Source organism: Acidocella sp. C78, from assembly GCF_907164655.1.
In genome coordinates this window covers 72,111-95,506 of record NZ_CAJQZK010000066.1, presented here as the reverse complement: position 1 = coordinate 95,506, position 23,396 = coordinate 72,111, and the positions used below count along the sequence as shown (strand labels likewise).

General features: G+C 68.8%; 19 protein-coding genes. 6 read left to right on the top strand and 13 right to left on the bottom strand.

Features of this window, described 5'->3' with window-relative positions; all coding sequences use genetic code 11:
* Window positions 1–18 precede the first annotated feature (18 nt).
* Window positions 19–246 (bottom strand): 50S ribosomal protein L31, encoded by a 228-nt coding sequence (rpmE, locus tag ACIDOCELLA78_RS85425; protein ID WP_201728127.1) that lies wholly within the window; start codon window positions 244–246, stop codon window positions 19–21.
* Window positions 247–384: 138 nt separating this feature from the next.
* Between rpmE and ACIDOCELLA78_RS85420 the strand changes: the two genes are divergently transcribed.
* Window positions 385–987, top strand: a complete 603-nt coding sequence (locus ACIDOCELLA78_RS85420) for a bifunctional 2-polyprenyl-6-hydroxyphenol methylase/3-demethylubiquinol 3-O-methyltransferase UbiG (RefSeq protein ID WP_249675325.1) — start codon at window positions 385–387, stop codon at window positions 985–987.
* On the opposite strand, the gene ACIDOCELLA78_RS85415 is transcribed toward ACIDOCELLA78_RS85420, so the two are convergent.
* Together ACIDOCELLA78_RS85415 and ACIDOCELLA78_RS85410 are read right to left on the bottom strand one after the other, a co-directional pair.
* The gene (locus ACIDOCELLA78_RS85415) at window positions 971–1,600 is read right to left on the bottom strand and encodes a DNA-3-methyladenine glycosylase (protein WP_201728126.1); all 630 of its coding nucleotides are present in this window, start codon (window positions 1,598–1,600) and stop codon (window positions 971–973) included. The two genes, ACIDOCELLA78_RS85420 and ACIDOCELLA78_RS85415, sit on opposite strands and share 17 nt — an antisense overlap.
* A 10-nt stretch (window positions 1,601–1,610) precedes the next feature.
* A complete protein-coding gene (locus tag ACIDOCELLA78_RS85410; RefSeq protein ID WP_201728125.1) occupies window positions 1,611–2,201 on the bottom strand; it encodes a hypothetical protein in 591 nt (196 codons plus the stop codon).
* A 158-nt stretch (window positions 2,202–2,359) separates the two neighbouring features.
* Between ACIDOCELLA78_RS85410 and ACIDOCELLA78_RS85405 the strand changes: the two genes are divergently transcribed.
* The gene (locus tag ACIDOCELLA78_RS85405) at window positions 2,360–2,563 is read left to right on the top strand and encodes a hypothetical protein (RefSeq protein WP_201728124.1); all 204 of its coding nucleotides are present in this window, start codon (window positions 2,360–2,362) and stop codon (window positions 2,561–2,563) included.
* A gap of 233 nt (window positions 2,564–2,796) precedes the next feature.
* The gene (locus ACIDOCELLA78_RS85400; RefSeq protein WP_201728123.1) at window positions 2,797–4,194 is read left to right on the top strand and encodes a DEAD/DEAH box helicase; all 1,398 of its coding nucleotides are present in this window, start codon (window positions 2,797–2,799) and stop codon (window positions 4,192–4,194) included.
* Here ACIDOCELLA78_RS85400 and ACIDOCELLA78_RS85395 read toward each other — a convergent pair.
* Complete coding sequence (locus tag ACIDOCELLA78_RS85395; RefSeq protein ID WP_201728122.1) at window positions 4,138–5,997, bottom strand: sigma-54-dependent Fis family transcriptional regulator; 1,860 nt, start codon at window positions 5,995–5,997, stop codon at window positions 4,138–4,140. The two genes, ACIDOCELLA78_RS85400 and ACIDOCELLA78_RS85395, sit on opposite strands and share 57 nt — an antisense overlap.
* Before the next feature lie 245 nt (window positions 5,998–6,242).
* Between ACIDOCELLA78_RS85395 and ACIDOCELLA78_RS85390 the strand changes: the two genes are divergently transcribed.
* Genes ACIDOCELLA78_RS85390 through ACIDOCELLA78_RS85380 form a run of 3 tightly spaced genes read left to right on the top strand, consistent with a single transcriptional unit; the run spans window position 6,243 to window position 9,134 of the window.
* Entirely contained in the window at window positions 6,243–7,286 is a 1,044-nt protein-coding gene (locus ACIDOCELLA78_RS85390) for an NAD(P)-dependent alcohol dehydrogenase (protein WP_201728121.1), read from the top strand.
* Window positions 7,287–7,341: 55 nt separating this feature from the next.
* Window positions 7,342–8,358 (top strand): amidohydrolase family protein, encoded by a 1,017-nt coding sequence (locus ACIDOCELLA78_RS85385; protein ID WP_201728120.1) that lies wholly within the window; start codon window positions 7,342–7,344, stop codon window positions 8,356–8,358.
* The gene (locus ACIDOCELLA78_RS85380) at window positions 8,358–9,134 is read left to right on the top strand and encodes a metal-sulfur cluster assembly factor (RefSeq protein ID WP_201728144.1); all 777 of its coding nucleotides are present in this window, start codon (window positions 8,358–8,360) and stop codon (window positions 9,132–9,134) included. The genes ACIDOCELLA78_RS85385 and ACIDOCELLA78_RS85380 overlap by 1 nt, the downstream gene beginning before the upstream one ends.
* Here the strand turns inward: ACIDOCELLA78_RS85380 and ACIDOCELLA78_RS85375 are convergent.
* The 9 genes from ACIDOCELLA78_RS85375 to ACIDOCELLA78_RS85335 form a co-directional block, all read right to left on the bottom strand.
* The gene (locus tag ACIDOCELLA78_RS85375) at window positions 9,116–10,054 is read right to left on the bottom strand and encodes a DmsC/YnfH family molybdoenzyme membrane anchor subunit (protein ID WP_201728119.1); all 939 of its coding nucleotides are present in this window, start codon (window positions 10,052–10,054) and stop codon (window positions 9,116–9,118) included. The two genes, ACIDOCELLA78_RS85380 and ACIDOCELLA78_RS85375, sit on opposite strands and share 19 nt — an antisense overlap.
* Window positions 10,051–10,794 (bottom strand): 4Fe-4S dicluster domain-containing protein, encoded by a 744-nt coding sequence (locus ACIDOCELLA78_RS85370; protein WP_201728118.1) that lies wholly within the window; start codon window positions 10,792–10,794, stop codon window positions 10,051–10,053. Before ACIDOCELLA78_RS85370 ends, ACIDOCELLA78_RS85375 begins: the two co-directional genes overlap by 4 nt.
* Window positions 10,791–13,598 (bottom strand): molybdopterin oxidoreductase family protein, encoded by a 2,808-nt coding sequence (locus ACIDOCELLA78_RS85365; protein WP_201728117.1) that lies wholly within the window; start codon window positions 13,596–13,598, stop codon window positions 10,791–10,793. The genes ACIDOCELLA78_RS85370 and ACIDOCELLA78_RS85365 overlap by 4 nt, the downstream gene beginning before the upstream one ends.
* 75 nt (window positions 13,599–13,673) lie before the next feature.
* Window positions 13,674–15,110, bottom strand: a complete 1,437-nt coding sequence (locus ACIDOCELLA78_RS85360) for a pyridoxal-dependent decarboxylase (RefSeq protein WP_201728116.1) — start codon at window positions 15,108–15,110, stop codon at window positions 13,674–13,676.
* Between the two features lie 98 nt (window positions 15,111–15,208).
* On the bottom strand, window positions 15,209–18,358 hold the full coding sequence (locus ACIDOCELLA78_RS85355) for an efflux RND transporter permease subunit (protein ID WP_201728115.1): 3,150 nt from the start codon (window positions 18,356–18,358) through the stop codon (window positions 15,209–15,211).
* 4 nt (window positions 18,359–18,362) lie between these two features.
* Window positions 18,363–19,532: an efflux RND transporter periplasmic adaptor subunit gene (locus ACIDOCELLA78_RS85350; protein WP_201728114.1), complete on the bottom strand. Its 1,170-nt coding sequence runs from the start codon at window positions 19,530–19,532 to the stop codon at window positions 18,363–18,365.
* Window positions 19,533–19,765: 233 nt separating this feature from the next.
* A complete protein-coding gene (gene serA, locus ACIDOCELLA78_RS85345) occupies window positions 19,766–21,352 on the bottom strand; it encodes a phosphoglycerate dehydrogenase (protein WP_201728113.1) in 1,587 nt (528 codons plus the stop codon).
* A gap of 3 nt (window positions 21,353–21,355) precedes the next feature.
* A complete protein-coding gene (locus ACIDOCELLA78_RS85340; RefSeq protein ID WP_201728112.1) occupies window positions 21,356–22,546 on the bottom strand; it encodes a phosphoserine transaminase in 1,191 nt (396 codons plus the stop codon).
* A 105-nt stretch (window positions 22,547–22,651) separates the two neighbouring features.
* Window positions 22,652–23,395, bottom strand: a complete 744-nt coding sequence (locus ACIDOCELLA78_RS85335) for a TlyA family RNA methyltransferase (RefSeq protein ID WP_201728111.1) — start codon at window positions 23,393–23,395, stop codon at window positions 22,652–22,654.
* Window position 23,396 lies beyond the last annotated feature (1 nt).

Sequence of the window (23,396 nt, the reverse complement as noted above, 5' to 3'; positions counted from 1 at the left end):
CTTCCGCGGCGGAAACGCTTACTTCTTGCGGGCGCCGATCCCGGCGAAGCGCTTGTTGAACTTCGCCACCTGGCCCCCGGTGTCGAGCACGCGCTGCTGGCCGGTCCAGGCCGGGTGCGATTTCGGGTCGATATCGAGCCGCAGCGTGTCGCCGGGCTTGCCGTAGCACGAGCGGGTCTTGAACTCGGTGCCATCGGTCATGATGATGTTGATCTCGTGATAATCCGGGTGGATATCGGCTTTCATCGAAACTCTCCTGATTCTGGCCGATGCCGACCGGCCGCGTGACGCGCCCGCTTAGCGGTTTGCGCCGCCGGTGGCAAGTTCAACCCGCCTCTTCCGAAGGACTCCACACCCCATGACCGAACCGACCCGCGAACAGAAATGGGAATCCCGCTACGCCGCCGCCGATGGCTACATCTTCGGCACCGCGCCGAACGCCTTTCTCGCCGCCAATGCCGGGCTGATCGCGCCGGGGCGAAGGTGCTTTCGGTGGCCGACGGCGAAGGCCGCAACAGCGTCTTCCTTGCCGGCAACGGCGCCGATGTCCACGCCGTCGAGGTCTCGCCCACCGCCATTGCCCGCGCGCGCGAACTCGCCGCCCGGCGCGGTGTCCATGTGGCGTTCGAACAGGCCGACCTGCTGCGCTGGGCCTGGCCGGAAGGTGCCTATGACGCGGTGGTGGCGATTTTCGTGCAGTTCGTGACGCCTGAAGAGCGCCCCGCGTTTTTCGGTCGGCTGGTGCGCGCCCTGCGCCCCGGCGGCTTGCTGCTGCTCGCGGGCTACCGGCCCGAGCAGGTCGCCAACCGCACCGGCGGCCCGTCCGATCCGGCGCATTGTTACACCGAGGCTCTGCTTCGTGAATCCTTCGCCGGTCTCGAAATCGAACGGCTCGACAGCTACGATGCGGTGCTCGACGAGGGCCCCGGCCATTCCGGCCCCTCCGCGCTGATCGACCTCGTGGCCAGGGTCAGGCCGGCGGCGTGATCTTCTTCGCCCGGTCGGCGGCCCGCCAGAGATACCAGGCCGCCGTGCTGCGATACGGCGCATAGACCTCGCCGATCGCGGCGAAGGCGCGCGGCTTCGGCTGCGCATCGAGCCCGTGGATCAGCCGGTAGCCCTCGCGCACGCCGAAATCGTCCACCGGAAACACGTCCGGCCGGCCGAGCGTGAAGATCAGCAGCATCTCCACCGTCCAGCGGCCGATCCCGCGCAGGGTGCAGAGCCGCTCGATCAGCGCCGCATCGCTCATCCGCGCCGCGGCCCGCCTCGTCGGCACCGTGCCATCCAGCGTCCGCCGCGCGATGTCGCGCAGTGCCGCCGCCTTCGCGGCCGAGAACCCGCAGCCCCGCAGCGCCTCGTCCGACAGCGACAGCAGGTGCCCCGGCGCCGGCACCGGCGCCGCGGTCAGCGCGCGCAGCCGCCCCAGCATCGCCTCGGCGGCGCGGGCGTGCAGCTGCTGGTGCGCCACCGCCGAGATCAGCGCCTCATAGGGCTCGCGCGCCCGCTCCGGCTTCAGCGTGCAGCGCCCGACCTCGCGGATTAGCGCGCCGAGCACCGGATCGGCGGCGGCAAGATGGGCGCGGGCAAGGCGGCTCATCCGGCGGTCGTCATCGGCGGGCCTGCCCCGCCATCCGCGCCAGGCGCCAGCGCCAGGCGGAAAACCGCCGCGCCAGCCGGCGATTGCCCGCCCGTGCCAGCGCGCCGCGCAGTGCGCGCCGCAGCCGCAGCCGCACGGGCTCGGTCCGCATCAGCACCCAGGCCTTCGCCGCGAACACCGCGTGATGGGCCTGCGCGAACCACCGCACCGACAGCAGGCTCTGCTCGCAGGCCTGATAGATCCAGATCGCCAGCAGCAGCGCGAATCCCTTGACGAACACGGCAACCATTGTCGCGCCCAGCCAGTTGCCCTTCACCAGCAGCACCGTCGCCCAGAACCCGCTCAGATGATCGATCGCCTCGGGGATCAGGAACAGGAACAGCACCACCACCGGCGGCAGGCCCTGAAGGACGCGCCGCAGCCGGGCAATCGGCGGTGCCCGCGAGATCAGGTCGAGCAGCGCCTTCGTGCCGTCCCACACCACCCGTTCGAGAAACTCGACCAGCAAGGCGAGCGGCAGCAGCAGCACGTCCTCGGCCATCCGCCACCGCCGCCGGTGGCGCGCGATCCGGGCGACCCTGTCGTCGATCCTGCTGGACATGACCGAACCCTATCACAACCGCCCCCCGCCCGATAGCGGAACATGGCGGCGCAGCGCCCGGAGCGGTGCCGTCATAACGTTACAATTTTGGCATCAATTGGCCCCATCGCCGCCATACCATCCGTCACAATATCCACCCGACGACATGGGGAAAGACGATGACACCCAGTTTGCGCAGACTCCTTCTGGCGGCCTTCGCGGCGGGCGCGGCCCTGACCCTTGGCGGCTGCGTCTACTATCCGTCGAGCTACGGTTATGGCTATGGCTATTATGCGCCGCCGCCGGTGGTTTATGGCGGAGTCACGATCGGCGGGTGGTGGCATGGCGACGATGATGGCTGGCATCGGGGCTGGCATCACTGATCGCCCTTGCCAAGCCGCCGGGCGGACGCCTATATCCCGTGGTGACGAACAGCGCTCGTAGATGCGGCCCCTGGCCGCCGGCCCTGTTCACCGGCCGGCCGCGCTCTGCGCCGCCACCGCCGGCAGGCGCGTTCCATTCGGGGCGCGCACCCTCTGGGCGGCTCGTCTACGAAGCTTCCTGCCACCCTTGTGCCGCTCCTTCATCCTGAAGGGGCCGCGACGAAAGCGCTGTCTTGACCGATTTTACCACACTCGGCCTTGCCGAGCCCCTGCTGCGCGCCATCCGCGAGCAGTCCTATGAAACCCCCACCCCGATCCAGGCCCGTTCGATCCCGGTGATGCTCGAAGGCCACGATCTGGTCGGCATCGCCCAGACCGGCACCGGCAAGACGGCTGCCTTCGTGCTGCCGATCCTGCACCGGATCGCGGCCAACCGCGCCCGCCCGGCGCCGCGCGCCTGCCGCGCGCTGGTTCTCGCCCCCACCCGCGAGCTTGCCACCCAGATCGCCGATGCCGCCCGCACCTATGGGGCGTTTACCCGCCCGTCGGTCGCCGTCGTCATCGGCGGGGCCAAACCCGGCCCGCAGGCTCGCCGTATGGAAGCGGGTGTCGACCTGCTGGTCGCCACTCCCGGCCGCCTGCTCGACCATGTCGCCGCCGGCGCCATCCGCCTCGACGGGGTTGAAACCGTGGTGCTCGACGAGGCGGATCAGATGCTCGATCTCGGCTTCATCCCGGCGATCCGCCAGATCATGGCGAAGCTGCCCCGCCAGCGCCAGGCGGTGATGTTTTCGGCTACCATGCCGAAGCCGATCCGTGCCCTGGCCGGCGAATTCCTGCGCGACCCGCGCGAGGTCGCCGTCAGCGTCGAATCGAAGCCGGTCGACCGGATCGACCAGCAGGTTCTCCTCCTCGCCCCCGAGGAAAAGAAGGACAAGCTCGCCTGGCTGCTGGCCGATGTCGCGGTCGAGCGCGCCATCGTCTTCACCCGCACCAAGCACGGCGCCGACAAGGTCACCCGCCATCTCGAGGATGCCGGCATCGGCGCCGCCGCGATCCACGGCAACAAGAGCCAGGGCCAGCGCGAGCGCGCGCTCGATCTGTTCCGCTCCGGCCGCATCCGTGTGCTCGTCGCGACCGATATCGCCGCGCGCGGCATCGATGTCGACAATGTCTCGCATGTGGTGAATTTCGAGCTGCCGAACGTGCCGGAATCCTACGTCCACCGCATCGGCCGCACCGCCCGCGCCGGCGCCGAGGGGGTGGCGATCTCGCTGGTCGAGCCGTCCGAACTGCCCTATCTGCGCGATATCGAAACGCTGATCGGCCGCCATCTCGTCCCCGGCGGCGCCCAGCCGGTGCGCGGCCTCGCCCCGCCGCATCTCCTGCGCGCCCGCAACCAGGTTGCCCGCCAGGGGCAGATGCCCAAGCGCCATGCGCCGCCAAAGGCAGCGCATGGCGGCCATGGGCATGGTCATGGCGGCAGTCACGGCAGCGGCCAGGGTCATGGCGGCGGCCATCACGGCAAGCCGGCCCATGCGAATGCCGCCGGAAAGCCGCAGGGGCGCGGCCGCTCAGCCGGCGGCGGCCGGGGGCGTTCGTCCAATCGCGCGGTAAATCGTGTTGCGTGACACCCCGAGCGCGCGCGCCGCGCGGCTGACATTGCCGCCGGCCGCGCGCAGCGCCGCCTCGATCCGCTGCGCCTGAACGTCGCGCAGCACCGAGCGCCCGCCGCCCGAGGCCGCCGTGCCGCCATCCTCGGCCGGCAGCAGGGCGGCGATCGCCGCCTCGCCGATCACCTTGTCACCGCCCAGTGCCGCGCGCGCCAGAAGGTTGCGCAACTCGCGGATATTGCCCGGAAACTCGTGCCGCGCGAGGCGCGCCGCCGCCGCCGTATCCAGCCGTGATCCGGGCGCTATCTGCTCCAGCAGGTGCGCCGCCAGCGGGCGGACGTCGTTGCGGTCCTTCAGCGCCGGCAGGGTGATCTCGGCAATCGCCAGGCGATAGTAGAGATCGGCGCGGAATCGCCCGGCCGCCACCGCGGCGGCCAGATCCACATTGGTCGCCGTCAGCAGCAGCACATCGACCAGCCGCGGCGCCCCGCCGCCCACCGCCCGCACCGAGAAATCGTCGAGAAAGCGCAGCAGCGCCGCCTGCAAGGGCAGCGGCAGGTCGCCGATTTCATCGAGAAACAGCGTCCCGCCATCCGCCTCCACCGCCAGCCCGTTCGCCCCGCCGCGCCGCGCGCCGGTGAACGCGCCCTCGACATGGCCGAACAACTCGGCGGCGATCAGATCCGGCGGGATCGCTGCGCAGTTCACCGCGACGAACCGGCCGTTCCGCCCCGAGGCGCGGTGGGCGTAGCGCGCGGCCACTTCCTTGCCCGTGCCGGTCGCCCCGCGGATCAGCACCGGCATGCCGCGCACCGCCGCCCGTGCCGCCATGTCGAGCGCCGCCCGCGCCGCCGGGTCGTCCGCGACGACCGCATCCATCGCCGATGCTTCCGGTGCCCGGGCGAGCGCGCGCGGCCGCGCCGCCGCCTCCGGCTGGTCGAGCCGCGCGTGCAGCAGCCGCCCGGAGCGGTCGGTCAGCGTGCCGAGCGTCCCCGGCCGGAGTTCGCCGGGTGCGAACAGCGCGCCGAACGCGGCCCCCACGGGTTCGGCCAGCCCGGCCAGGATGAACCGCGCCTGGTCGTTCGCCGCCACCACGCGGTCCGCGGCGTCGAGCGCCAGAAGCCCGGCATAGGCGGTGTCGATGAACTCGGCCCGGCCGTGGAACGCCAGCAGCCGCTTGCCGGCCAGCCGCGCGCGGAACAGCCGCGCCTCGATCTCGGCCGCGGCCAGCGCCACGATGGCCCGGGCGTTGGGCGCGTAGGATTCGCTGAAGCAGGTTGCATCCAGCACCCCTGCCAGCGTCCGGTCCGGCAGGAAGATGGGGGCTGCGATGCAGGTCAGCCGCTGGTGATGGGTGAAGAAGTGCTCGGCGCCGCGCACCACCATGCGCTGGCGGGCCTCGCTCGCGGTGCCGAGCGCGTTGGTGCCCGCCATCGCCTCCTGCCACACGGTTCCGGGAACGATGCCGAAGGCCTCGATATCGGTGCGCCGCCCCTCGCTCGCCAGCGCGTCGAGCAGTACGCCCTCCGGATCGGCGAAGGCAAGCATGAAACTGTCGCGCCCGAGCTGGCGCTGGAGGGTCTGCATTTCCGCCCGGGCCAGCCGCCGCACGGTCTCGTGCGCGGCGCGGTGGCGTTCCAGCATATGCCGTTCGATCCGCTCGACCGGCGGTGGATGGTGCGGCTCGAGCCCTGCATCGAGGCAGCGCCGCCAGCTCGCGGCGATGGGTGCGGCCAGCAGCCCGGCCGGGATCGCCCGGCCGAGTTCCAGCAACGAGCGCGCCTGGGCAAGGCGAGAGTCGGTGGCACGATGCGCCAGCATGTTTCCTCCGAACGCTTTTTGTCCCTCTGCCGGGCTGGCCATTTCCGCCGCTCCGGCGAAGTCTTTTATCTTTGTTCAACTTATACGCAGGCGGGCCGCAACGGAACACATGTTTTGTATCGCTGTTGCGGAATGGAGCAGCCGCACCGGGCCCGAAGCCCTCTCCGGCCGCCAAAACCAGCCAATCCCGCGGCTGGCACGATCGATGCAGCACTCGTCTCACCAGAACAGGGGGACCCCGCGCCATGAAAGCCGCCGTGCTGCACGGATATGACGAAAAGCTCACCGCACCCGACTTCGTCACCTACGAGGACGTGCCCGAACCGCAGATCCGCAACCCGACCGACGTGATCGTGCGTATCGGCGGCGCCGGCGTCTGCCGGACCGACCTGCACATCATCGAGGGCGTCTGGCGCTCGAAGGTCGATCTCCAGTTTCCGCACATCATGGGCCACGAGAACGCCGGCTGGATCGAGGAGGTCGGCGCCGCCGTCACTCACCTGAAAAAGGGCGACCCGGTGATCTGCCATCCGCTGATCACCTCCGGCCATTGCCTCGCCTGCCGCCGCGGCGACGACATGCACGCCGAGGAAAGTGAATTCCCCGGCATCAACTGCAATGGCGGCTATGCCGAGCTGCTGCGCACCGGCGTGCGCTCCATCATCAAGCTGCCGAAATCGCTCTCGCCGAAGGACGTCGCTCCGCATACCGATGCCGGGCTGACCGCCTATCGCGCCGCGAAGAAGGCCTCGCGCCACCTGCTGCCCGGCCAGTTCGCGGTGGTGATCGGCGCTGGTGGCCTCGGCCATATCGGCATCCAGGTGCTGCGCGCGATGTGCGCCGCCCAGATCATCATCGTCGACCGCGCCGACATGGCGCTGCATCTCGCCCAGGAATGCGGCGCCGATTTTGCGGTGAAGGCGGACGGCTCCGAGCTCGACGAGGTGATGCGCCTGACCCGCGGCAAGGGGGCGGAAGCGGTGATCGACTTCGTCGGCGAGGGCGACGCCGTGGCGAAAGGCCTCGCGATGACCCGCGACGGCGGCTACTATTACATCGTCGGCTATGGCGGGAAGATCGACATTCCCACCATCGACATGATCACCTCGGAAAAGACCATCGTCGGCAACCTCGTCGGCACCTATCCCGAGCTGATCGAGCTGATGGCGCTCGCCGACCAGGGCAAGGTCACCCTCGCCACCCGCGAATACCGGCTCGACGAGGCGAACACCGCCCTGCACGACCTGCATCACGGCAAGGTCCGCGGCCGCGCCGTGCTGATTCCCTGAACGAAGCGAAAAAACCGCGCTCGAACGTCCAACGTCAAGGAAGGAAACGAACCCAGTGTATACTACCAAAGACGGCGAAGAGATCTTCATCATCGACGGCCACGTCCATCTCTGGGATGCCAGCCCCGAGAACATCAAGAACATTCACGGCAAGCAATTCATCGACTGCTTTTATGGGTATCACGCCTCGCTCTCCCCGCCGGAGCAGCTCTGGACGCCGGAGAAATTCGCCAAATACGGCGCCGAGCAGATGGTGCAGGACCTGTTCATCGACGGGCCGGACGACATGGCGATCTTCCAGCCCACCTATCTCAAGGATTTCTACAAGACCGGCTTCAACACGCTCGAACAGAACGCGGTGCTGAAAACCCGCTACCCCGACCGCTTCATCCTCAACGGCGCCTTCGATCCGCGCGACGGCGAGGGCGGGCTTGAAGCCCTCGAAGCCATGGCCGAGATCCACAAGATCAAGGGGGTGAAGCTCTACACCGCTGAATGGAAGGGTGACAGCCGCGGCTACAAGCTCTCCGATCCCGCCGCCTACAAGTATTTTGAACGCTGCGAGAAGCTCGGGATCAAGAATATCCACGTCCACAAGGGCCCGACCATCATCCCGCTCGACCGCGATGCCTTCGACGTCGCCGATATCGACCATTGCGCCACCGACTTCCCCAACCTCAACTTCATCGTCGAGCATTGCGGCCTGCCGCGCCTCGATGATTTCTGCTGGATCGCGGTGCAGGAAAGCAACGTCTATGGCGGCCTCGCCGTGGTGCTGCCCTTCATCCACTCGCGCCCCGGCTATTTCGCCAAGGTGATGTCCGAACTGCTGTTCTGGCTCGGCGAGGACCGCATCCTGTTCGGCTCCGATTACGGAATCTGGACGCCGCGCTGGCTGGTCGAGCGCTTCATGAGCTTCGAGATCCCCGACGAGCTGGCGAAGGAGACCGGCAAGCAGCTCACGCTCGAGGGCAAGAAGAAGATCCTCGGCGAAAACGCCGCCCGGATCTACGGTGTCGACATCGCCGCCCAGAAGGCCAAGCTCGGCCGGATGGCGCCGGTGGCCGCGTGATGTCAAGGCTGGAGGCGCGCACCGCGGAGGTGCGCGCCGCTCTCGATCAGGTGACCGACCCGGAACTTGACGAGAGCGTGGTCGAGCTCGGCTTCGTCACCGGTATCGACATCGCGGAAGACGGCGCCGTCAGCGTCGGCTTCCGCCTGCCGACCTACTGGTGCGCCGCCAATTTCTCCTATCTCATGGCCGCCGACATGCGCGATGCCGTCGCCGCCCTGCCCTGGGTCACGCACGCCGATGTCCGGCTCGACGAGCACATGTTCATCGACGAGATCAACAACGGCGTCGCCGCCGGTAAGGATTTCGCCGATGCCTTCCCGCAGGAGGCGGGCGAGAACCTCGCCGGCATCCGCCGGCATTTCGGCCTGAAATCCTTCGAGCGCCGGCAGGAGGCGCTGCTCCGCCACCTGCTCGCCGCCGGCCACGATGCGCAAGCCTTCCTCGATCTCACGGTAGAGGGCCTTGAACGCCTGGCGCTGGACGGGGAGGGGGCCGCCCTGCGCGCCCGCTACCTCGCCCGCCGCCTGCTCGCCGGTGGCGGGGATCTCGCTTTCGTCACCAGCGCCGGCGAGCGGATCATGCACGAAACGCTGAGCGTCTATCTGCGCCACATCCGCCGCGTCGGGCTCAACGCCGAATTCAACGGCGCGCTCTGCCGCGGCCTGCTCGCCGCCCGCTATGGCGAGGCGCCGTCAACCCTGCCGGAAGACCCGGGCCTGGCCGACTTCATCCGCCAGAGCGTCGCCGGCGGCGATCAGACCGCCCGGCCGTAATAGATGGCCGAAACGTGCGTCGCCTCGGCGAAGAACAGCCAGCGCTCGGCGAACAGGCCGATGCCGGCGAGGAGCGCGGCCAGTGGCGCCGCCACCGCCGGCATCGCCCCCGCCAGCGCGAGAGCGGCCAGCACCGCGGGTGCGGCGAAGGCGAGAACCAGAACGATCCGCCGCAGCCGCGCGGCGTGCCGCCGGGCGATCTGGTAGCCCATCTCCCGCAGCACGTAGTTCTCGGTGAAATGCGGCCGGTCGAGCGCCCGCACCGTGCCGAACTCGGCGAGCCCGGTGGCCGAGGCGAGGGTCGCGAGCGGCCCCTGAGCGTCGATGAAGCGCCAGTAGGCCGCCTTCGCCACGCCCGCGCCGATCGCGAACACCACGACCAGCGCCGAGGCCGCCGCCGCTGCCCCGGTCCACACCCCGAGCAGGGCCGCCAGCAGCAGCGCGCCGGAGAACGCGGCGAACATCAGATACAGCGGTGCGGTGAAGCGGTTGTGCCACTGGCGGATCGGCTTCAGGCAGGCATAGATCATCGCGGTGCAGAACACCGTCCCCAGCGCCATCGCCGCCGCCACCAGCCCGAGGGCGATGGTCAGCCTCGCGCCCGCGCCCAGCGCCGCCCATGACGCCGCGAAGCCCAGCGCCGGCAGGTTGGTCGCCACCGCCGTCACCCCCTCGCGCGACAGCCACGACGACCGCCACTGGCTGAACGCCCGCCAGGCGCGTTCCTTCCGCCCGAGATGCAGCGTCGAGGCGACCAGCCCAGCGCCGGCGAAGCCGAGCGCGATCACCACCGCCACCGGCCCGAACCACGGGCTCTCCGGCAGCGCCCCGGCGGCGCAGAAAATCCCGAGCCAGGCCAGCAGCCCGTAGCCGAAGCCGGTGAGGGTGGTCAGCAGCAGGACCGAACTTGCCGGGGTCATCGCGAAAGCACCTTGTCCACGAGGGCGAGCAGCGCGCCGCCCAGCCCGCCCGGCGCCGATGCCGGCATCTCCACCGGCCGCGTCTCGATGCGGGTCTGCCGCGGCGGCAGATATTTGTTGGTCGGCCGGTAGCCCAGCTCCGCCAGCAGATCGACGCCGCCGCGCTCCGCCACCAGTTTCGACACCCGGCTCTCGGGGTCGGCCAGATCGCCGAAATGCCGCGCCCGCGACGGGCAGGTCGCCACACAGGCCGGCTCGCGCTCCGCCTCGGGCAGCGACTCGTTATAGATCCGGTCGATGCAGAGGGTGCATTTCTTCATCACCCCGTCATGCTCGTCGAATTCCCGCGCGCCATAGGGGCAGGCCCAGGAACACAGCTTGCAGCCGATGCAGATATCCGTGTTCACCAGCACGATGCCGTCCTCGGCCCGCTTGTAGGAGGCGCCGGTCGGGCAGACGGTGACGCAGAGCGGATTTTCGCAATGCAGGCACGAGCGCGGGAAATTCACCGTCTTGCCGCACCCCCCGCTGCCCGTTGCCTCGTAGGAATGGATGCGGTTGAACCACACCCCGTCCGGGTCCGCGCCATGCGGATCGTAATCCGGCAGCGGCGCGTGGTGCCCCCCGGTGTTCCATTCCTTGCAGTTCACCGCGCAGGCATGGCAGCCGACACAGGTATCGAGATCGATCACGAGGCCGAGCCGCCTCGCACCCGGCTCACTCTGCGGCAGCGATGTCATCGCCCGGCTCCCTTCGTCGTCAACGCCACCGGGGCCATCCGCGGCTGGGTTTCCGCGATCGTCTCCGGCTCGCATTTCTCAAGCCTCACGGTAAGGTCGAACCACGCCGCCTGTCCGGTCACCGGGTCGGAATTCGACAGCCGCGCCCCGTCATCCCCCGCCGGCAGATATTCCGAGATCACGTGGTTGAGCAGGAAGCCGCGCACCGCCTCCGGCGCGTCCTGCGCCAGCGCCACCGCCCCGCTGCGCCGGCCGATCGCGTTCCACGTCCACACCGTGTGCGGGTTCACCCCGTCCATGATGCGGATCTGGCATTTCAGCCGCCCGGTGCGCGAGACCACCTCGACCCAGTCGTCATCCTCCAGCCCCTGTGCGGCGGCGAGGTCGCGATGCACGTAGAGCCGGTTTTCCGAATGGATCTGCCGCAGCCACGCATTGTGCGATCCCCATGAATGATACATCGACATCGGCCGCTGCGTGATCGCGTGGATCGGAAACCGTTTCATATCCGTCATGGTCTGCTCGATCGGTTCGTACCAGATCGGCAGCGGGTCCATGAACCGGGCGATGCGCGCGCGCAGCCGCTCCGGCGGCCGCACCGCCCCGTGCCCCTCGGCGGCGAGGCGGAATTTCTGCAGGTGCTCGCTGTAGAGATTGAGAACGATCTGGCTGTCGTCGTCGATCAGCCCCATGTCCTTCGCGCCGGTGAGATAGGCCCGGTTCGCGTGCTTGTAATAAAGCTGCTCCAGCGGCAGGTCGTAACGCGCGAACCCCTTGTTGGCGATGTAGCGGGAAATCTGCTCGGGGTTCGGCTCGCCCCGGCCGAACGCGGTCCCGTCCGCCCCGCGGAATCCGGCCAGCGGCCCCACCCCCGGCTTGCGCTGGTGGCGCACCATGTAATCGGCATAGGAATTGTAGAGCGTCTTGCCCGGCGCCTCGGCGAAATCCGGCAGGCCGAGCCGCCCGGCAAGGTCGATCAGCACGTCCTGGAACGGCCGCACGTCGCGGTCCGGCTTGAGCACCGGCACGCGGATCGCATCCGCCGGCCCGTGCGCCGAGCCGATCGGCCGGTCGAGCAGCGAAATGCAGTCATAGCGTTCGAGATAGGTCGTGTCCGGCAGCACCAGGTCGGCATAGGCGACCGTTTCGGATTCGAACGCATCGGCGACGATCACGAACGGAATCCGATACTCGCCGTCCTCGTCGCGGTCCGTCAGCATCCGCGTCGTCTCGCCGGGGTTCATCGCCGAGTTCCACGCCATGTTCGCCATGTAGAGGAACAGCGTGTCCACCCGCGCCCGCCCGGCCGCATGCGCCTCGGCGATCGCCATGTGCATCATGCCGTGAATGCCGAGCGGCGCCTCCCACGAGAACGCCCGGTCGAGCCGCAGCGGCTCGCCCGCGTCATCCACCAGCAGGTCGTCCGGCGAGGTCGGAAAGCCGAGCACGTTGCCGGTCAGCGCACCGCGCCCGTCATGCGCCCGCCCCGCCGGGCCCGGTCCGGGCGGAATCGGCTTCGGGTGCGGCGACTTGTAGCGCCACGACCCCGGCGTATCGACGGCGCCGATCAGCATCTGCAGCACATGCAGCGCCCGGCAGGTGTGGAACCCGTTGGAATGCGCCGAAATCCCGCGCATCGCGTGCATCGCCACCGGCCGCCCGGTCATCGTCTCGTGCCTGCGCCCGTCGGTGTCGGTCCAGGCCTGCTCGATCGTCACCGGCTGGCGGAACGCGATCTCGGCAATCTCGGCGGCCAGCCGACGGATCGTCGTCGCAGCCACGCCGCAGCGTGCTTCCACCGCCTCCGGCGCGTACTCCGCCGCCGTATAACGCTCCGCCAGAATGGCGAATGACGGCCGCGCGCTCCGCCCGTCGGGGAGCGTGAACGTCCCGAGCAGCGCGGGGTCGGTGCCGGTCGCATCCGCCCGCGCCAGCGCGCCCGCCTTGCGGTCGAAGGCCAGCGCCGCGCCGTCCGAGCCGCGCGCGAACAGCCCGTGATCGGCCGCGCCCGGCGCGTCGATCACCAGGTGATGCGCGTTGGTGTAACGGACCAGGAACGCGGTATCGACCGCCCCCTCCGCCAGCAGACAGTGGATCAGCGCCATGATGAACAGCCCGTCGGTCCCCGGCGTGATGCCGACGAACTCGTCGGCGATCGCCGAATACCCGGTCCGCACGGGGTTAACCGAAACGATCTTCGCGCCCCGCTCTTTCAGCTTGGCGAGGCCGAGCTTGATCGGGTTGGAATCGTGGTCCTCCGCCACGCCGAACAGCAGGAACAGCTTCGCATGGTTCCAGTCCGGCTCGCCGAATTCCCAGAATGCGCCGCCCACCGAATAGAGTCCGGCGGCCGCCATGTTGACCGAGCAGAACCCGCCATGGGCGGCGAAGTTCATCGTCCCGAACATCCGCGCGAAATGCCCGGTCAGCGATTGCGACTGGTCGCGCCCGGTAAAGAAGGCGAGGCGGTGCGGATCGCTGGCGCGGATGCCCGCGAGCCGCGCCGTCACGATCGCCATCGCCTCGTCCCAGCCGATTTCCTCGAACTCGCCCGCCCCGCGCGGGCCCACCCGCTTCAGCGGTGCGCGCAGCCGCGCCGGCGAGGTGGCCGACATGATCCCCGCCGACCCCTTGGCGCAGAGCACGCCGCGATTGATCGGATGGTCGCGGTTGCCCTCGATGTAGCGCAGCTTCCCGTCCCTGAGATGGACCTTGATGCCGCAGCGGCAGGCGCACATGTAGCAGGTGGTGTGGGCCACCTCGTCGCCGACCGGCGCGTGATAGGCAATCCTGTCTTCGGGCATGGCAATTCTCCGCCCGAATTTATGATCCCCCGCGCCGATTCAGGCCATCGTCCCTGACCGATCCGTTTGATCGGTTCAGCCGATCGGTTCACGCCGCCGTGCGTCGCCCGCGGCGGTCACCGCCGCCGCCAGCCCGTCGATATCGGCCGCCGTCGTGCGGTGATTGACGATCGCCGCCCGCAGCGCCCGCACCCCGTCGATCATCGTGGTCGAGATCACGTAGCGCCCGCTCTCCTGGATGTCGGCGGCGATCGCGGCGTTCAGCGCGTCCAGCCCGTCGCCGCCATCATCGTAGCGGAAACACACGATGTTGAGCGGCACCGGCGCGAGGCGCGCAAGCCGCGGCGCCGTATCCACCGCGGCCGCGAGCCGCGCCGCCAGCGCGCAGCAATCATCGACGATGCCGCCCAGCGCCGCGGTGCCATAGGCCTCGATCGTCATCCACACCTTCAGTGCCCGGAACCCGCGCGAGAGATCCGGCCCCATGTCGCACGGCCAGGGCGCGCCGCCCGAAAGCCCCCGCGCCGTCGTCGTCAGATACGAGGCATCCTGCGCGAACGTATCCAGCATCAGCTGCCGGTCGCGCACCAGGATGCAACCGGAATCGTATTGCACCTGCGCCCATTTGTGAAAATCGAACGCCACCGAATCCGCCTCGCCGATCCCCGCGACCAGCTCCCGCCTCGCCGGCGAGGCCGCCGCCAGCGCGCCGAACGCGGCATCGACATGAAACCACATCCCCTCCCGCCGGGCGATCGCCGCGAGGGCGGCCAGATCGTCGATCGCCCCGACATCGACCGACCCCACGGTGCCGACGATCATGAACGGCTCCGCCCCTGCCGCCCGGTCGGCGGCGATCGCCGCCTCCAGCGCCGCGAGGTCGATCCGCCGGTCGGTGCCGAGCGCCACCCGCCGCAGCGCCGCACCGCCAAGCCCGGCCATGTCGAACGCGCCCGGCACGCAGCGATGCACCCCCGCCTGCGCGTAGCCGGTAAGGCGCCGCCCGCCGAGCCCGTCCCGCCGCACCGCCGCGCCGCAATGCGCCCGCCGCGCGCAGAGCAGGGCGATGAAATTCGCGATCGACGATCCGGTCACCATCAGCCCGCCGGTCGCCGCCGGCAGGCCGAGCAGCTCCGCCGCCCAGGCCACCACCTGCCGCTCCACCTCGAGCCCGACATGGTCCCGCCCGCCGCAATTCTCGTTGAGCCCGCCGGCCAGCAGCTCCGCCAGCATCCCCACCGCGTTGCCGCCGCCCTGCACCCAGCCCATGAAGCGCGGATTCGCATTGCCCGAGGCATAGGGCGCGATCCGCGTGGCGAACGCGTCATAGGCGCGGGCGGCGCCGCTCCCCTCGCGCGGCACCGGGGCGCGGAACCCCGCGCGCACCGCGTCCGGCATCGGTTGCCAGACCGGCGCCGCGCCGAGCCCTTCCAGCCGGTCGAACATGTCGTCGATCATCCGGTGCCCCAGCGCGCGGAGTTCGGACCAGTCCTCGGGATCAAGCGTTGCCATGGACGCTGCTTATGCGCGCAGGCGCGGGCGGTAAAGCCCGCCAAATTTAACCCGGTAAAGCCCGCCAAATTTAACCCGGTAAAGCCCGCCCGCGCCGCCTAATCGTTCCCGGTGATGGCGATCTGCTGCTGCCGCTCGCGCGCCCGGCGCGAGACGCGCATCCGCAGCGTCTCGAACATCACGTACAGCAGCGGGATCACGAAAATCCCGATGCCGCTGGCGAAGATCATCCCGGCAAAGATCGGCGTGCCGAGCGAGCGCCTGGTGATCTGCGCCGCCCCGGTCGCCACCACCAGCGGCACCAGCCCGAAGATGAAGGCGATCGAGGTCATCATCACCGCGCGGAACCGCATCCGTGCCCCCAGCACCGCCGCCTCGCGGATGCCCATGCCCTCCTCGCGCCGCTCCTTGGCGAACTCGACGATGAGGATGCCGTTCTTCGCCGCCAGCGCGATCAGCACGACGAGCCCGATCTCGGCATAGAGGTCGATCGTCAGCCCGGCGAGGACGATGCCGAGCATCGCCCCGAACACGCCGACCACGACCGACAGCAGCACCGGCACCGGAATGATCCAGCTCTCATAGAGTGCGACGAGGAACAGATAGGCGAAGATCAGCGACAGGATGAACACATAGGCGGCCTGGCCCTTGGCCTGCTCCTGCAGATAGGCGGTGCTGGTCCAGTCATAGGAAAATCCGGCAGGCAGCACGCGGGACGAGATTGCCGCCATCTCGGCCAGCGCGGCACCCGATGAGATGCCCGGCGCCGGCGCGCCGAAGATCGGGGCGGCCAGCGAGTCGTTGTAACGGCTGACGATCTGCGGGCCGAGCCTCGTATGCGCCGTCGCCAACGAGCGTAGCGAGACCATCTGGCCCGAATTGCTGCGCACATAGATCCGCCAGATCGCCGCCCTGGTGTTGCGGTCGGCCGAGGCGGCCTGGATGTTGACCTGCCAGACCTGGCCGAACATGTTGAACTGGTTGACGTAGAACCCGCCGAGCGAAGCCTGCAACGCCTGGAAGATCGAGGCGACCGGCACGCCCAGCGCCTGTGCCTTGGCGCGGTCGATATCGAGATAGACCGAGGGGTTGTTCGCCGCATAGGTGCTGAACACATGCACGAGCTTCGGGTCCGAATTCGCCGCGACGATCAGCCCCTTGAGCACGGAATCGAATTTCTGCTGGCTGGCGCCGGCCACGTTCTCAAGCTCGTAGGTGAAGCCGCCATTGGTCGACAGCCCGATGATCGGCGGCAGGTTGAAGGCGACGATGTTCGCCCCCTGCACCTGCGAGCCCATCGCGAAGATCTTGCGGATCACCGCCTGCACCGAATTCTTCGGCCCCGGCCGCTGCGCGAACGGCTTCAGGTGCGCGACCATGAACAGCGCGTTCGGCTCGGTCGCCGAGTCGAGGATCGAGTAACCGTTGATGGCGATCACGTCCTGCACCTGCGGCAGGGTGTGGATCATCTTCGCCAGCTTCTGCCCCATCGCGTCGGTCCGCTGCAGCGAGGCGCCGGGCGGCAGCGTCGCCTGGATGAACAGCGCGCCCTGGTCCTCGTCCGGCAGGAACCCGCCCGGCGTGATCCGCGCGAGCAGGAACGCCGCCGCCCCGAAGGCGACGATCACCATCAGCCCCAGCACCGAGCGCGCGACCAGCCGGCCGATCAGCCGGCTGTAGCCCGCCCGCGTGCGCTCGATGAAATCGAGGATGCGCGCCATGATGCCGTGCCCGTGCTCGCCCCGGCGCAGCAGGATGGCGCAGAGCGCCGGCGACAGTGTGAGCGCGTTCAGCGCCGAGATCAGCATCGCCGTGCTGATCGCCACCGCGAACTGTGTGAACAGCAGGCCCGACAGGCCGGGGATGAACGCCGTCGGCACGAACACCGAGAGCAGCACCAGCATGATCGCGATGATCGGCGCCTGGATCTGCGCCATCGCCACTTTCGACGCCTCGCGCGGCGACAGTTCCGGCCGCTCCGCCATCACCCGCTCGATGTTCTCGACGACGACGATGGCGTCATCCACCACCAGCCCGGTCGCCACCACCAGCGCCAGCAGCGTGATCGTGTTCGCCGAATAGCCGAGCGCGAGCATGAAGGCGAAGCTGCCGAGCAGCGCGATCGGCACGACAATCGAGGGCACCAGCGCCGCCCGCCACGAGCCGAGGAAGAAGAACACCACCAGCACGACGAGGCCGAACGCCTCGGCCAGCGTCTTGATCACCTCGCTGATCGTGTCCGAGACGAAGCTGCTGGAATTATAGACAGTCTTGCTCGAGAGACTGGCCGGAAACCGCTTCGAGAGCTGGGCGATCTCGGCCGAAACCCGCTTCGACGTCGCCACCGCGTTCGCCCCCGGCGAGAGGAACACGCCGATGGCGACACCGGGATGCCCGTTGATCCGGTCGAGCTGGTTCTCGCTCTGCGGCCCGAGCTTGATGGTCGCCACGTCCTTCAGCCGCAGCAGCGAGCCATCCTTGTTGCCGCGGATGACGATGTCGCCGAACTGCCGGGGCGATTTCAGCCGCCCCTCGGTTTGCACCGAGAGCTGATATTGTTGCTTGCCGCCGATCGGCATTAGCCCGATCGTGCCGACCGGCGCCTGGGTGTTCTGGTCCTCGATCGCGCTGATCAGGTCGGCCGGCGTCAGCCCGAGCTGGGCGAGGCGGGCGGTGCTGAAGATCACCCGCATCGCGTAATCCTGCTCGCCGAACATGAAGGCCTGTCCCACCCCCGGCACGCGGCCGAGCGGGTTGAGCACGTTGATCTTCACGTAGTTCGAGATCTGCAGCGGTGTCAGCTTGTTGTCCGGGCTGTAGAAGAACATGAACTCCAGCACCGAGGCCGAGCGCTTGCGCACCGTCAGCCCTTCCTTCTGCACCTCGGCCGGAAGCTGGGTCAGCGCCTGCTGCACCGCGTTGGTGACATTGACGGTGTCGATGTCCGGGTTGCTGCCAAGCTTGAAGGTGACGGTGAGGTTGTAGGAGCCGTCATTCGCCGTGGTCGAGGCGTAATAGATCTCGTCGCTCAGCCCGTTGATCTTCTGCTCGATCGGCTCGGCCACGGTGTCGTTCACCACCTGCGCCGAGGCGCCGGGATAGGTCGCCGTCACCTGCACTGCCGGCGGCACGATCGAGGGGAACTGCGCCACCGGAATCCGCGTCATCGCGATGATGCCGGCGATCGTCAGCACGATCGCGATCACCATCGCGAAGCGTGGGCGGTCGATGAAGAAGGAGGGGATCATCGGCTCAGCCCGGTGTGGCCGGCGAGGGTATCACCTTCGCGTTCGCCTTGACCCCGGGATGCACCTTCTCGATCCCGTCGACGATCACCTTCGCGCCGATGGCAAGCCCGCGCGCGATCGTCGCGGTCGCCGGCGTGGTCGAGGCGAGCTTCACATCGGTCCGCGCCACCTTGCCGTCCTTGCCGACGGTCAGCACATAGTCGCCCACCTGGTCGGCCAGCACCGCGTCGCGCGGCAGCACGATCTTCTGCTCCGGCGTGCGGCTGCGCACGATGACGGTGACGAACTCGCCGCTTGTCAGCATCCGGTCGCTGGTGCGCGCTTTGCCGAGCCCCTTGATCACCGGGTTCGGAATCGTCCCCTGCATCGCGAGGCTGTCAGTCGATGCGCTGATCTGGTTGCCGGTGAAGTCGAGCGTGCCTTTCTGCGGGTCCAATCGCCCGTCCGGCAGCTTCACCCGCAGCACCACGCCGGCGAGCCCGCCCTGTTTGGCCAGCTGGTCGCCAAGGCGGATGGCGTCGCGCGTCGGCATCGAGAACACGATATTCATCGGGTCCTGGCTCACCACGGTCGCGAGCGTGCCGGTATTCGGTCCGACGACATTGCCGACATTCACCGCACTCGCGCCGATCCGCCCGTCGAGCGGCGCGCGGATCTCGGTATAGGCGAGGTTGATCGCCGCCGTCTCGCGCGCCGCCTCGGCGGCTTGCAGCTTGGCCGCGGCACTTTCCGCCGCCGCCCTGTCGTCGTCGTAGGTCGATTGCCGGCCCGCCGGTGTATGCAGAAGCTTGGCCGCGCGCTCCAGCGTCAGTTTCGCGTTGTCGAGCGTTGCCTGCGCGTCGGCGACATTCGCCTTCGCCTGGTCGAACGCCGCCTGGTATGGCCCCGGCTCGATTACGTAGAGCAGCTGTCCCTTCCTTACCTCCGCCCCCTGGCGGAACTGGCGCTGTTCCAGATAGCCGGTCACCCGCGGGACGAGATTGACGATGTGCGCCGCCTGAATGCGCCCGATGAAACTGTCCTGCTGGTAAACCTTTCGCGGTTTGACGATCACGACGCTGACCACCGGCGGCGGCGGTGCCGCGGCGCTGGCCGCTTCGCCGCCCAAGCCGAGACCGAAGACAAGGGCGATAGCGGCGGCGCGGCAGGCCGTGGCGTGAAACGGTCGTCGCATGCGGTTCCTCTTGGTCGTGTGCTGATCGGGTCGTGCGTGGGCGACAGGAGAGAGATCGGCGTGGCCGGCGGCACGGCAAGGCCCGGACGCGCAAAAACGGCAAGTCTGCTGTCCTGCCTCCTGATAATTGAAACGGGGCCGCGCGGTCAATCGCGCGGCCCCGTCCGCCAGCCGGTTATGCGGGAGCCTCCGGCATCGTTTATGCGGTTTGCTCGTTGGTGATGCAGCCTGGGTCAGAACGAAATCTGCGTCGCCTGCATCACCTGCGGCAGCGCGCGGATCGCGGCGAGTGCCGCCTCCGGCAGGGTCTCGTCGATCGAGATCAGGCACACCGCATCGCCGCCCTTCTCGGTCCGGCCGAGATGGAAGGTCGCGATGTTGATGCCCTTCTCGGCGAGAATGGCGCTGCACTGGGCGATGAATCCCGGCTTGTCGCGGTTGGTCACATAGAGCATGTGCCGGCCGAAATCGGCCTCGACCTTGATGCCCTTCACCTCGACCAGCCGCGGCTTGGCCCCGCCGAACAGCGTGCCCGACACGGTGCGCGTCTGCTCGTCGGTCGTCACCGAAACGCGGATCAGCGTCTGGTATTCGCAGTCGCGGTCGAACACCGTCTCAGCCAGCTCGATCCCGTGATCCCGCGCGAAGACCGGCGCGTTGACCATGTTCACGCCCTCCATCATCGGCGCGAGCAGCCCGGCGAACAGCGCGGCCGAGAGCGGGCGCTGGTTCACATGCGCGGCCGCACCTTCATATTCGATGCCGACCTTGCGGATCACGCCCTGCCGCGCCTCGGTCAGCTGCCCCGCGAAACTGCCGAGCAGCTGGCACAGCTCCATGTAGGGCTTCAGCCGTGGCGCGTCCTCGGCCGAGACCGAGGCCATGTTGATCGCGTTCGTCACCGCCCCGGTCAGCAGGAAATCGCTGATCTGCTCGGCCACCTGCAAGGCCACGTTCTCCTGCGCCTCGGTCGTCGCCGCCCCCAGATGCGGGGTGCAGACCACGTTCGGCAGCTCGAAGAGCGGGCTGTCCTTCGCCGGCTCGACCTCGAACACGTCGAGCGCCGCCCCCGCCACATGGCCCGATTTCAGCGCGTCGTACAGCGCCGCCTCGTCGATCAGCCCGCCGCGCGCGCAGTTGATGATCCGCACGCCCGCTTTCGTCTTCGTAAGGCTTTCGCGCGAGAGGATGTTGCGCGTCTGCTCGGTCAGCGGCGTGTGCAGGGTGATGAAATCCGCCCGCGCCAGCACCGTGTCCAGATCCGCCTTCTCGACGCCGAGCGTCGTTGCCCGCGCCTCGGTCAGATAGGGGTCATAGGCCAGCACGCGCATCTTCAGCCCGAGCGCGCGGTCGGCGACGATCGAGCCGATATTGCCGGCGCCGATCAGCCCGAGCGTCTTGCCGGTCAGCTCGACGCCCATAAACCGGTTCTTCTCCCACTTCCCCGCCTTGGTCGAGGCCGAGGCCTCCGGCAGGTCGCGGGCCAGCGCGAACATCATGCCGATCGCGTGCTCGGCGGTGGTGATGGCGTTGCCATAGGGCGTGTTCATCACCACCACGCCGCGCGCGGTGGCCGATTTCACGTCCACATTGTCGACGCCGATGCCGGCACGGCCGATCACCTTGAGGTTGGTCGCCGCATCCAGCAGCTCGCGCGTCACCTTGGTCGCGGAGCGGATGGCGAGCCCGTCGAACGCGTCGATGATCTCGCGCAGTTCCGCCGGGGCGAGCCCGGTCTTCACCGTCACGTCGATGCCGCGCCGCTTGAAGATGTCGATGGCGGCGGGGGAAAGCTTGTCGCTGATCAGAACCTTGGGCATGTCTCAGGCCTTCGCGGAAATGTCGGAATGAACGGTGTCGATCGCCCAGTCGATCCAGGGCAGCAGCGCCTCGATGTCGGCGGTCTCGACCGTCGCACCGCCCCAGATCCGCAGCCCCGGCGGCGCGTCGCGATAGGCGCCGATGTCATGGGCGACGCCCTCGGCCTCCAGCAGCGCGGCCACCCGCTTCGCCGCCTTCGCCTGCGCCTCGGCATCGAGGGCGGCGAACCACGGCGCGGCGATGACGAGGCAGATCGACGTGCAGGAGCGGATCGCCGGGTCGGCGGCAAGGAACGCCACCCGCTCATTGCCCTCGGCCCAGCGCGCGATCGCCGCGAGATTCCGTTCCGAACGCGCAATCATGGCCTTGAGCCCGCCGATGCCCTCGGCCCAGCGCAGCCCGTCCAGCGCGTCCTCCACCGCCAGCATCGACGGGGTGTTGATCGTCTCGCCGGCGAAAATCCCCTCGATCAGCTTGCCGCCCGAGGTCAGGCGGAAAATCTTCGGCAGCGGCCGCTCCGGCTTGAACGTCAGCAACCGTTCGACCGCGCGCGGCGACAGCGCCAGCATCCCGTGCGCCGCCTCGCCGCCCAGCGCCTTCTGCCACGACCAGGTCACCACATCGAGCTTGTCGAACGGCAACTCCATCGCGAACGCGGCCGAGGTCGCATCCGCGATCACCAGCCCTTCGCGATCCGCCGGAATCCAGTCGCCGTTCGGAATCCGCGCGCCCGAGGTCGTGCCGTTCCAGGCCAGCACCACGTCATGGCTGAAATCGACGGCGGCGAGATCGGGAAGTTGTCCGTAGGGCGCCTTCAGCACCCGCGCATCGGCGAGCTTGAGCTGCTTGAGCACATCGGTCGCCCAGGCCTCGGAGAAACTCTCGAACGCCAGCACGTCGACCGGCCGCGCGCCCAGCATCGACCACAGCGCCATCTCGACGGCGCCGGTATCCGAGGCGGGAACGATGCCGAGCCGCCAGTCGGCCGGCAGGCCGAGAATGTCGCGCGAGCGGGTAATCACCTCGGCGAGCTTCGCCTTCGGCTCCTTGGCGCGGTGGCTGCGGCCGAGCATCGCGCCGGAAAGCGCCGCAAGGGTGAAGCCGGGCCGCTTGGCGCAGGGGCCGGAGGAAAAATTCGGATTATGGGGGCGAGTATGCGGCTTCGCGTGCGCGGCCGCGGCGGCGTCTGCCATCAGATGGTCTCCCTTGCAGAAGATAAGCGCCCCGGTGGGGGGGCGTGACCCGCCGCGGGATGTATCCGGCTTTTCGCGCCGCCGCAAGCAAAACCGTGCGCCGCCTCAGCGCGCGTCCCTCATGGCTGCAATCAGGAATTCGCGATTGCCATCCCCGCCCTCGATCGGGCTGGGGATGATGCCGAGCCCCCGCCAGCCGGGAAGCTGCGCGAACCAGTCGCCGATCTCGCCGCACACACGTTCATGCACGGCGGCATCGCGCACGATCCCGCCCTTGCCGACCGCCTCCGGCCCCGCCTCGAATTGCGGCTTGATCAGCGCCACCGCAAAGGCGTCCTTCCCGCACAGGGCGAGCCCCGCCGGCAGCACCTTGCGCAGTCCGATGAAACTCACGTCGCACACCACAGCACCCAGCCCGTCCGGAATCCCCGTGGCCGAAAGGTCGCGCGCGTTCACGCCCTCATGCAGACGCACCCGCGCATCTTCGCGCAGGGCAGGGGCCATCTGCCCGTGGCCGACATCCACCGCATGCACCAGTGCCGCGCCGCGCGCGAGCAGCACCTCGGTGAACCCGCCGGTCGAGGCGCCGATATCGAGGCAGATCCGGTTTTCCGGTGACAATCCGAAATGATCGAGGGCCGCGATCAGCTTCAGCGCCCCGCGAGACACCCACGCGGCGCCGGCATCGGCCACGCTCAGCGCCTCGTCGTCGCCCACCATCTCGCCGGGTTTGCCGATCGTCCGCCCGCCGGCGCTCACCAGGCCGCGCCGGATCGCCTCCTGCGCCCGCGCCCGGCTCGCGAAATGCCCGCGCGCGACGAGGGCGAGATCGGCCCGGCCGCGCGCCACG

Coding starts and splice junctions, on each gene's coding strand:
- rpmE (WP_201728127.1), bottom strand. CDS start 246: ATGAAAGCCGATATCCACCCGGATTATCACGAGATCAACATCATCATG.
- ACIDOCELLA78_RS85420 (WP_249675325.1), top strand. CDS start 385: ATGGGAATCCCGCTACGCCGCCGCCGATGGCTACATCTTCGGCACCGC.
- ACIDOCELLA78_RS85415 (WP_201728126.1), bottom strand. CDS start 1,600: ATGAGCCGCCTTGCCCGCGCCCATCTTGCCGCCGCCGATCCGGTGCTC.
- ACIDOCELLA78_RS85410 (WP_201728125.1), bottom strand. CDS start 2,201: ATGTCCAGCAGGATCGACGACAGGGTCGCCCGGATCGCGCGCCACCGG.
- ACIDOCELLA78_RS85405 (WP_201728124.1), top strand. CDS start 2,360: ATGACACCCAGTTTGCGCAGACTCCTTCTGGCGGCCTTCGCGGCGGGC.
- ACIDOCELLA78_RS85395 (WP_201728122.1), bottom strand. CDS start 5,997: ATGCTGGCGCATCGTGCCACCGACTCTCGCCTTGCCCAGGCGCGCTCG.
- ACIDOCELLA78_RS85390 (WP_201728121.1), top strand. CDS start 6,243: ATGAAAGCCGCCGTGCTGCACGGATATGACGAAAAGCTCACCGCACCC.
- ACIDOCELLA78_RS85380 (WP_201728144.1), top strand. CDS start 8,358: ATGTCAAGGCTGGAGGCGCGCACCGCGGAGGTGCGCGCCGCTCTCGAT.
- ACIDOCELLA78_RS85375 (WP_201728119.1), bottom strand. CDS start 10,054: ATGACCCCGGCAAGTTCGGTCCTGCTGCTGACCACCCTCACCGGCTTC.
- ACIDOCELLA78_RS85370 (WP_201728118.1), bottom strand. CDS start 10,794: ATGACATCGCTGCCGCAGAGTGAGCCGGGTGCGAGGCGGCTCGGCCTC.
- ACIDOCELLA78_RS85365 (WP_201728117.1), bottom strand. CDS start 13,598: ATGCCCGAAGACAGGATTGCCTATCACGCGCCGGTCGGCGACGAGGTG.
- ACIDOCELLA78_RS85360 (WP_201728116.1), bottom strand. CDS start 15,110: ATGGCAACGCTTGATCCCGAGGACTGGTCCGAACTCCGCGCGCTGGGG.
- ACIDOCELLA78_RS85355 (WP_201728115.1), bottom strand. CDS start 18,358: ATGATCCCCTCCTTCTTCATCGACCGCCCACGCTTCGCGATGGTGATC.
- ACIDOCELLA78_RS85350 (WP_201728114.1), bottom strand. CDS start 19,532: ATGCGACGACCGTTTCACGCCACGGCCTGCCGCGCCGCCGCTATCGCC.
- serA (WP_201728113.1), bottom strand. CDS start 21,352: ATGCCCAAGGTTCTGATCAGCGACAAGCTTTCCCCCGCCGCCATCGAC.
- ACIDOCELLA78_RS85340 (WP_201728112.1), bottom strand. CDS start 22,546: ATGGCAGACGCCGCCGCGGCCGCGCACGCGAAGCCGCATACTCGCCCC.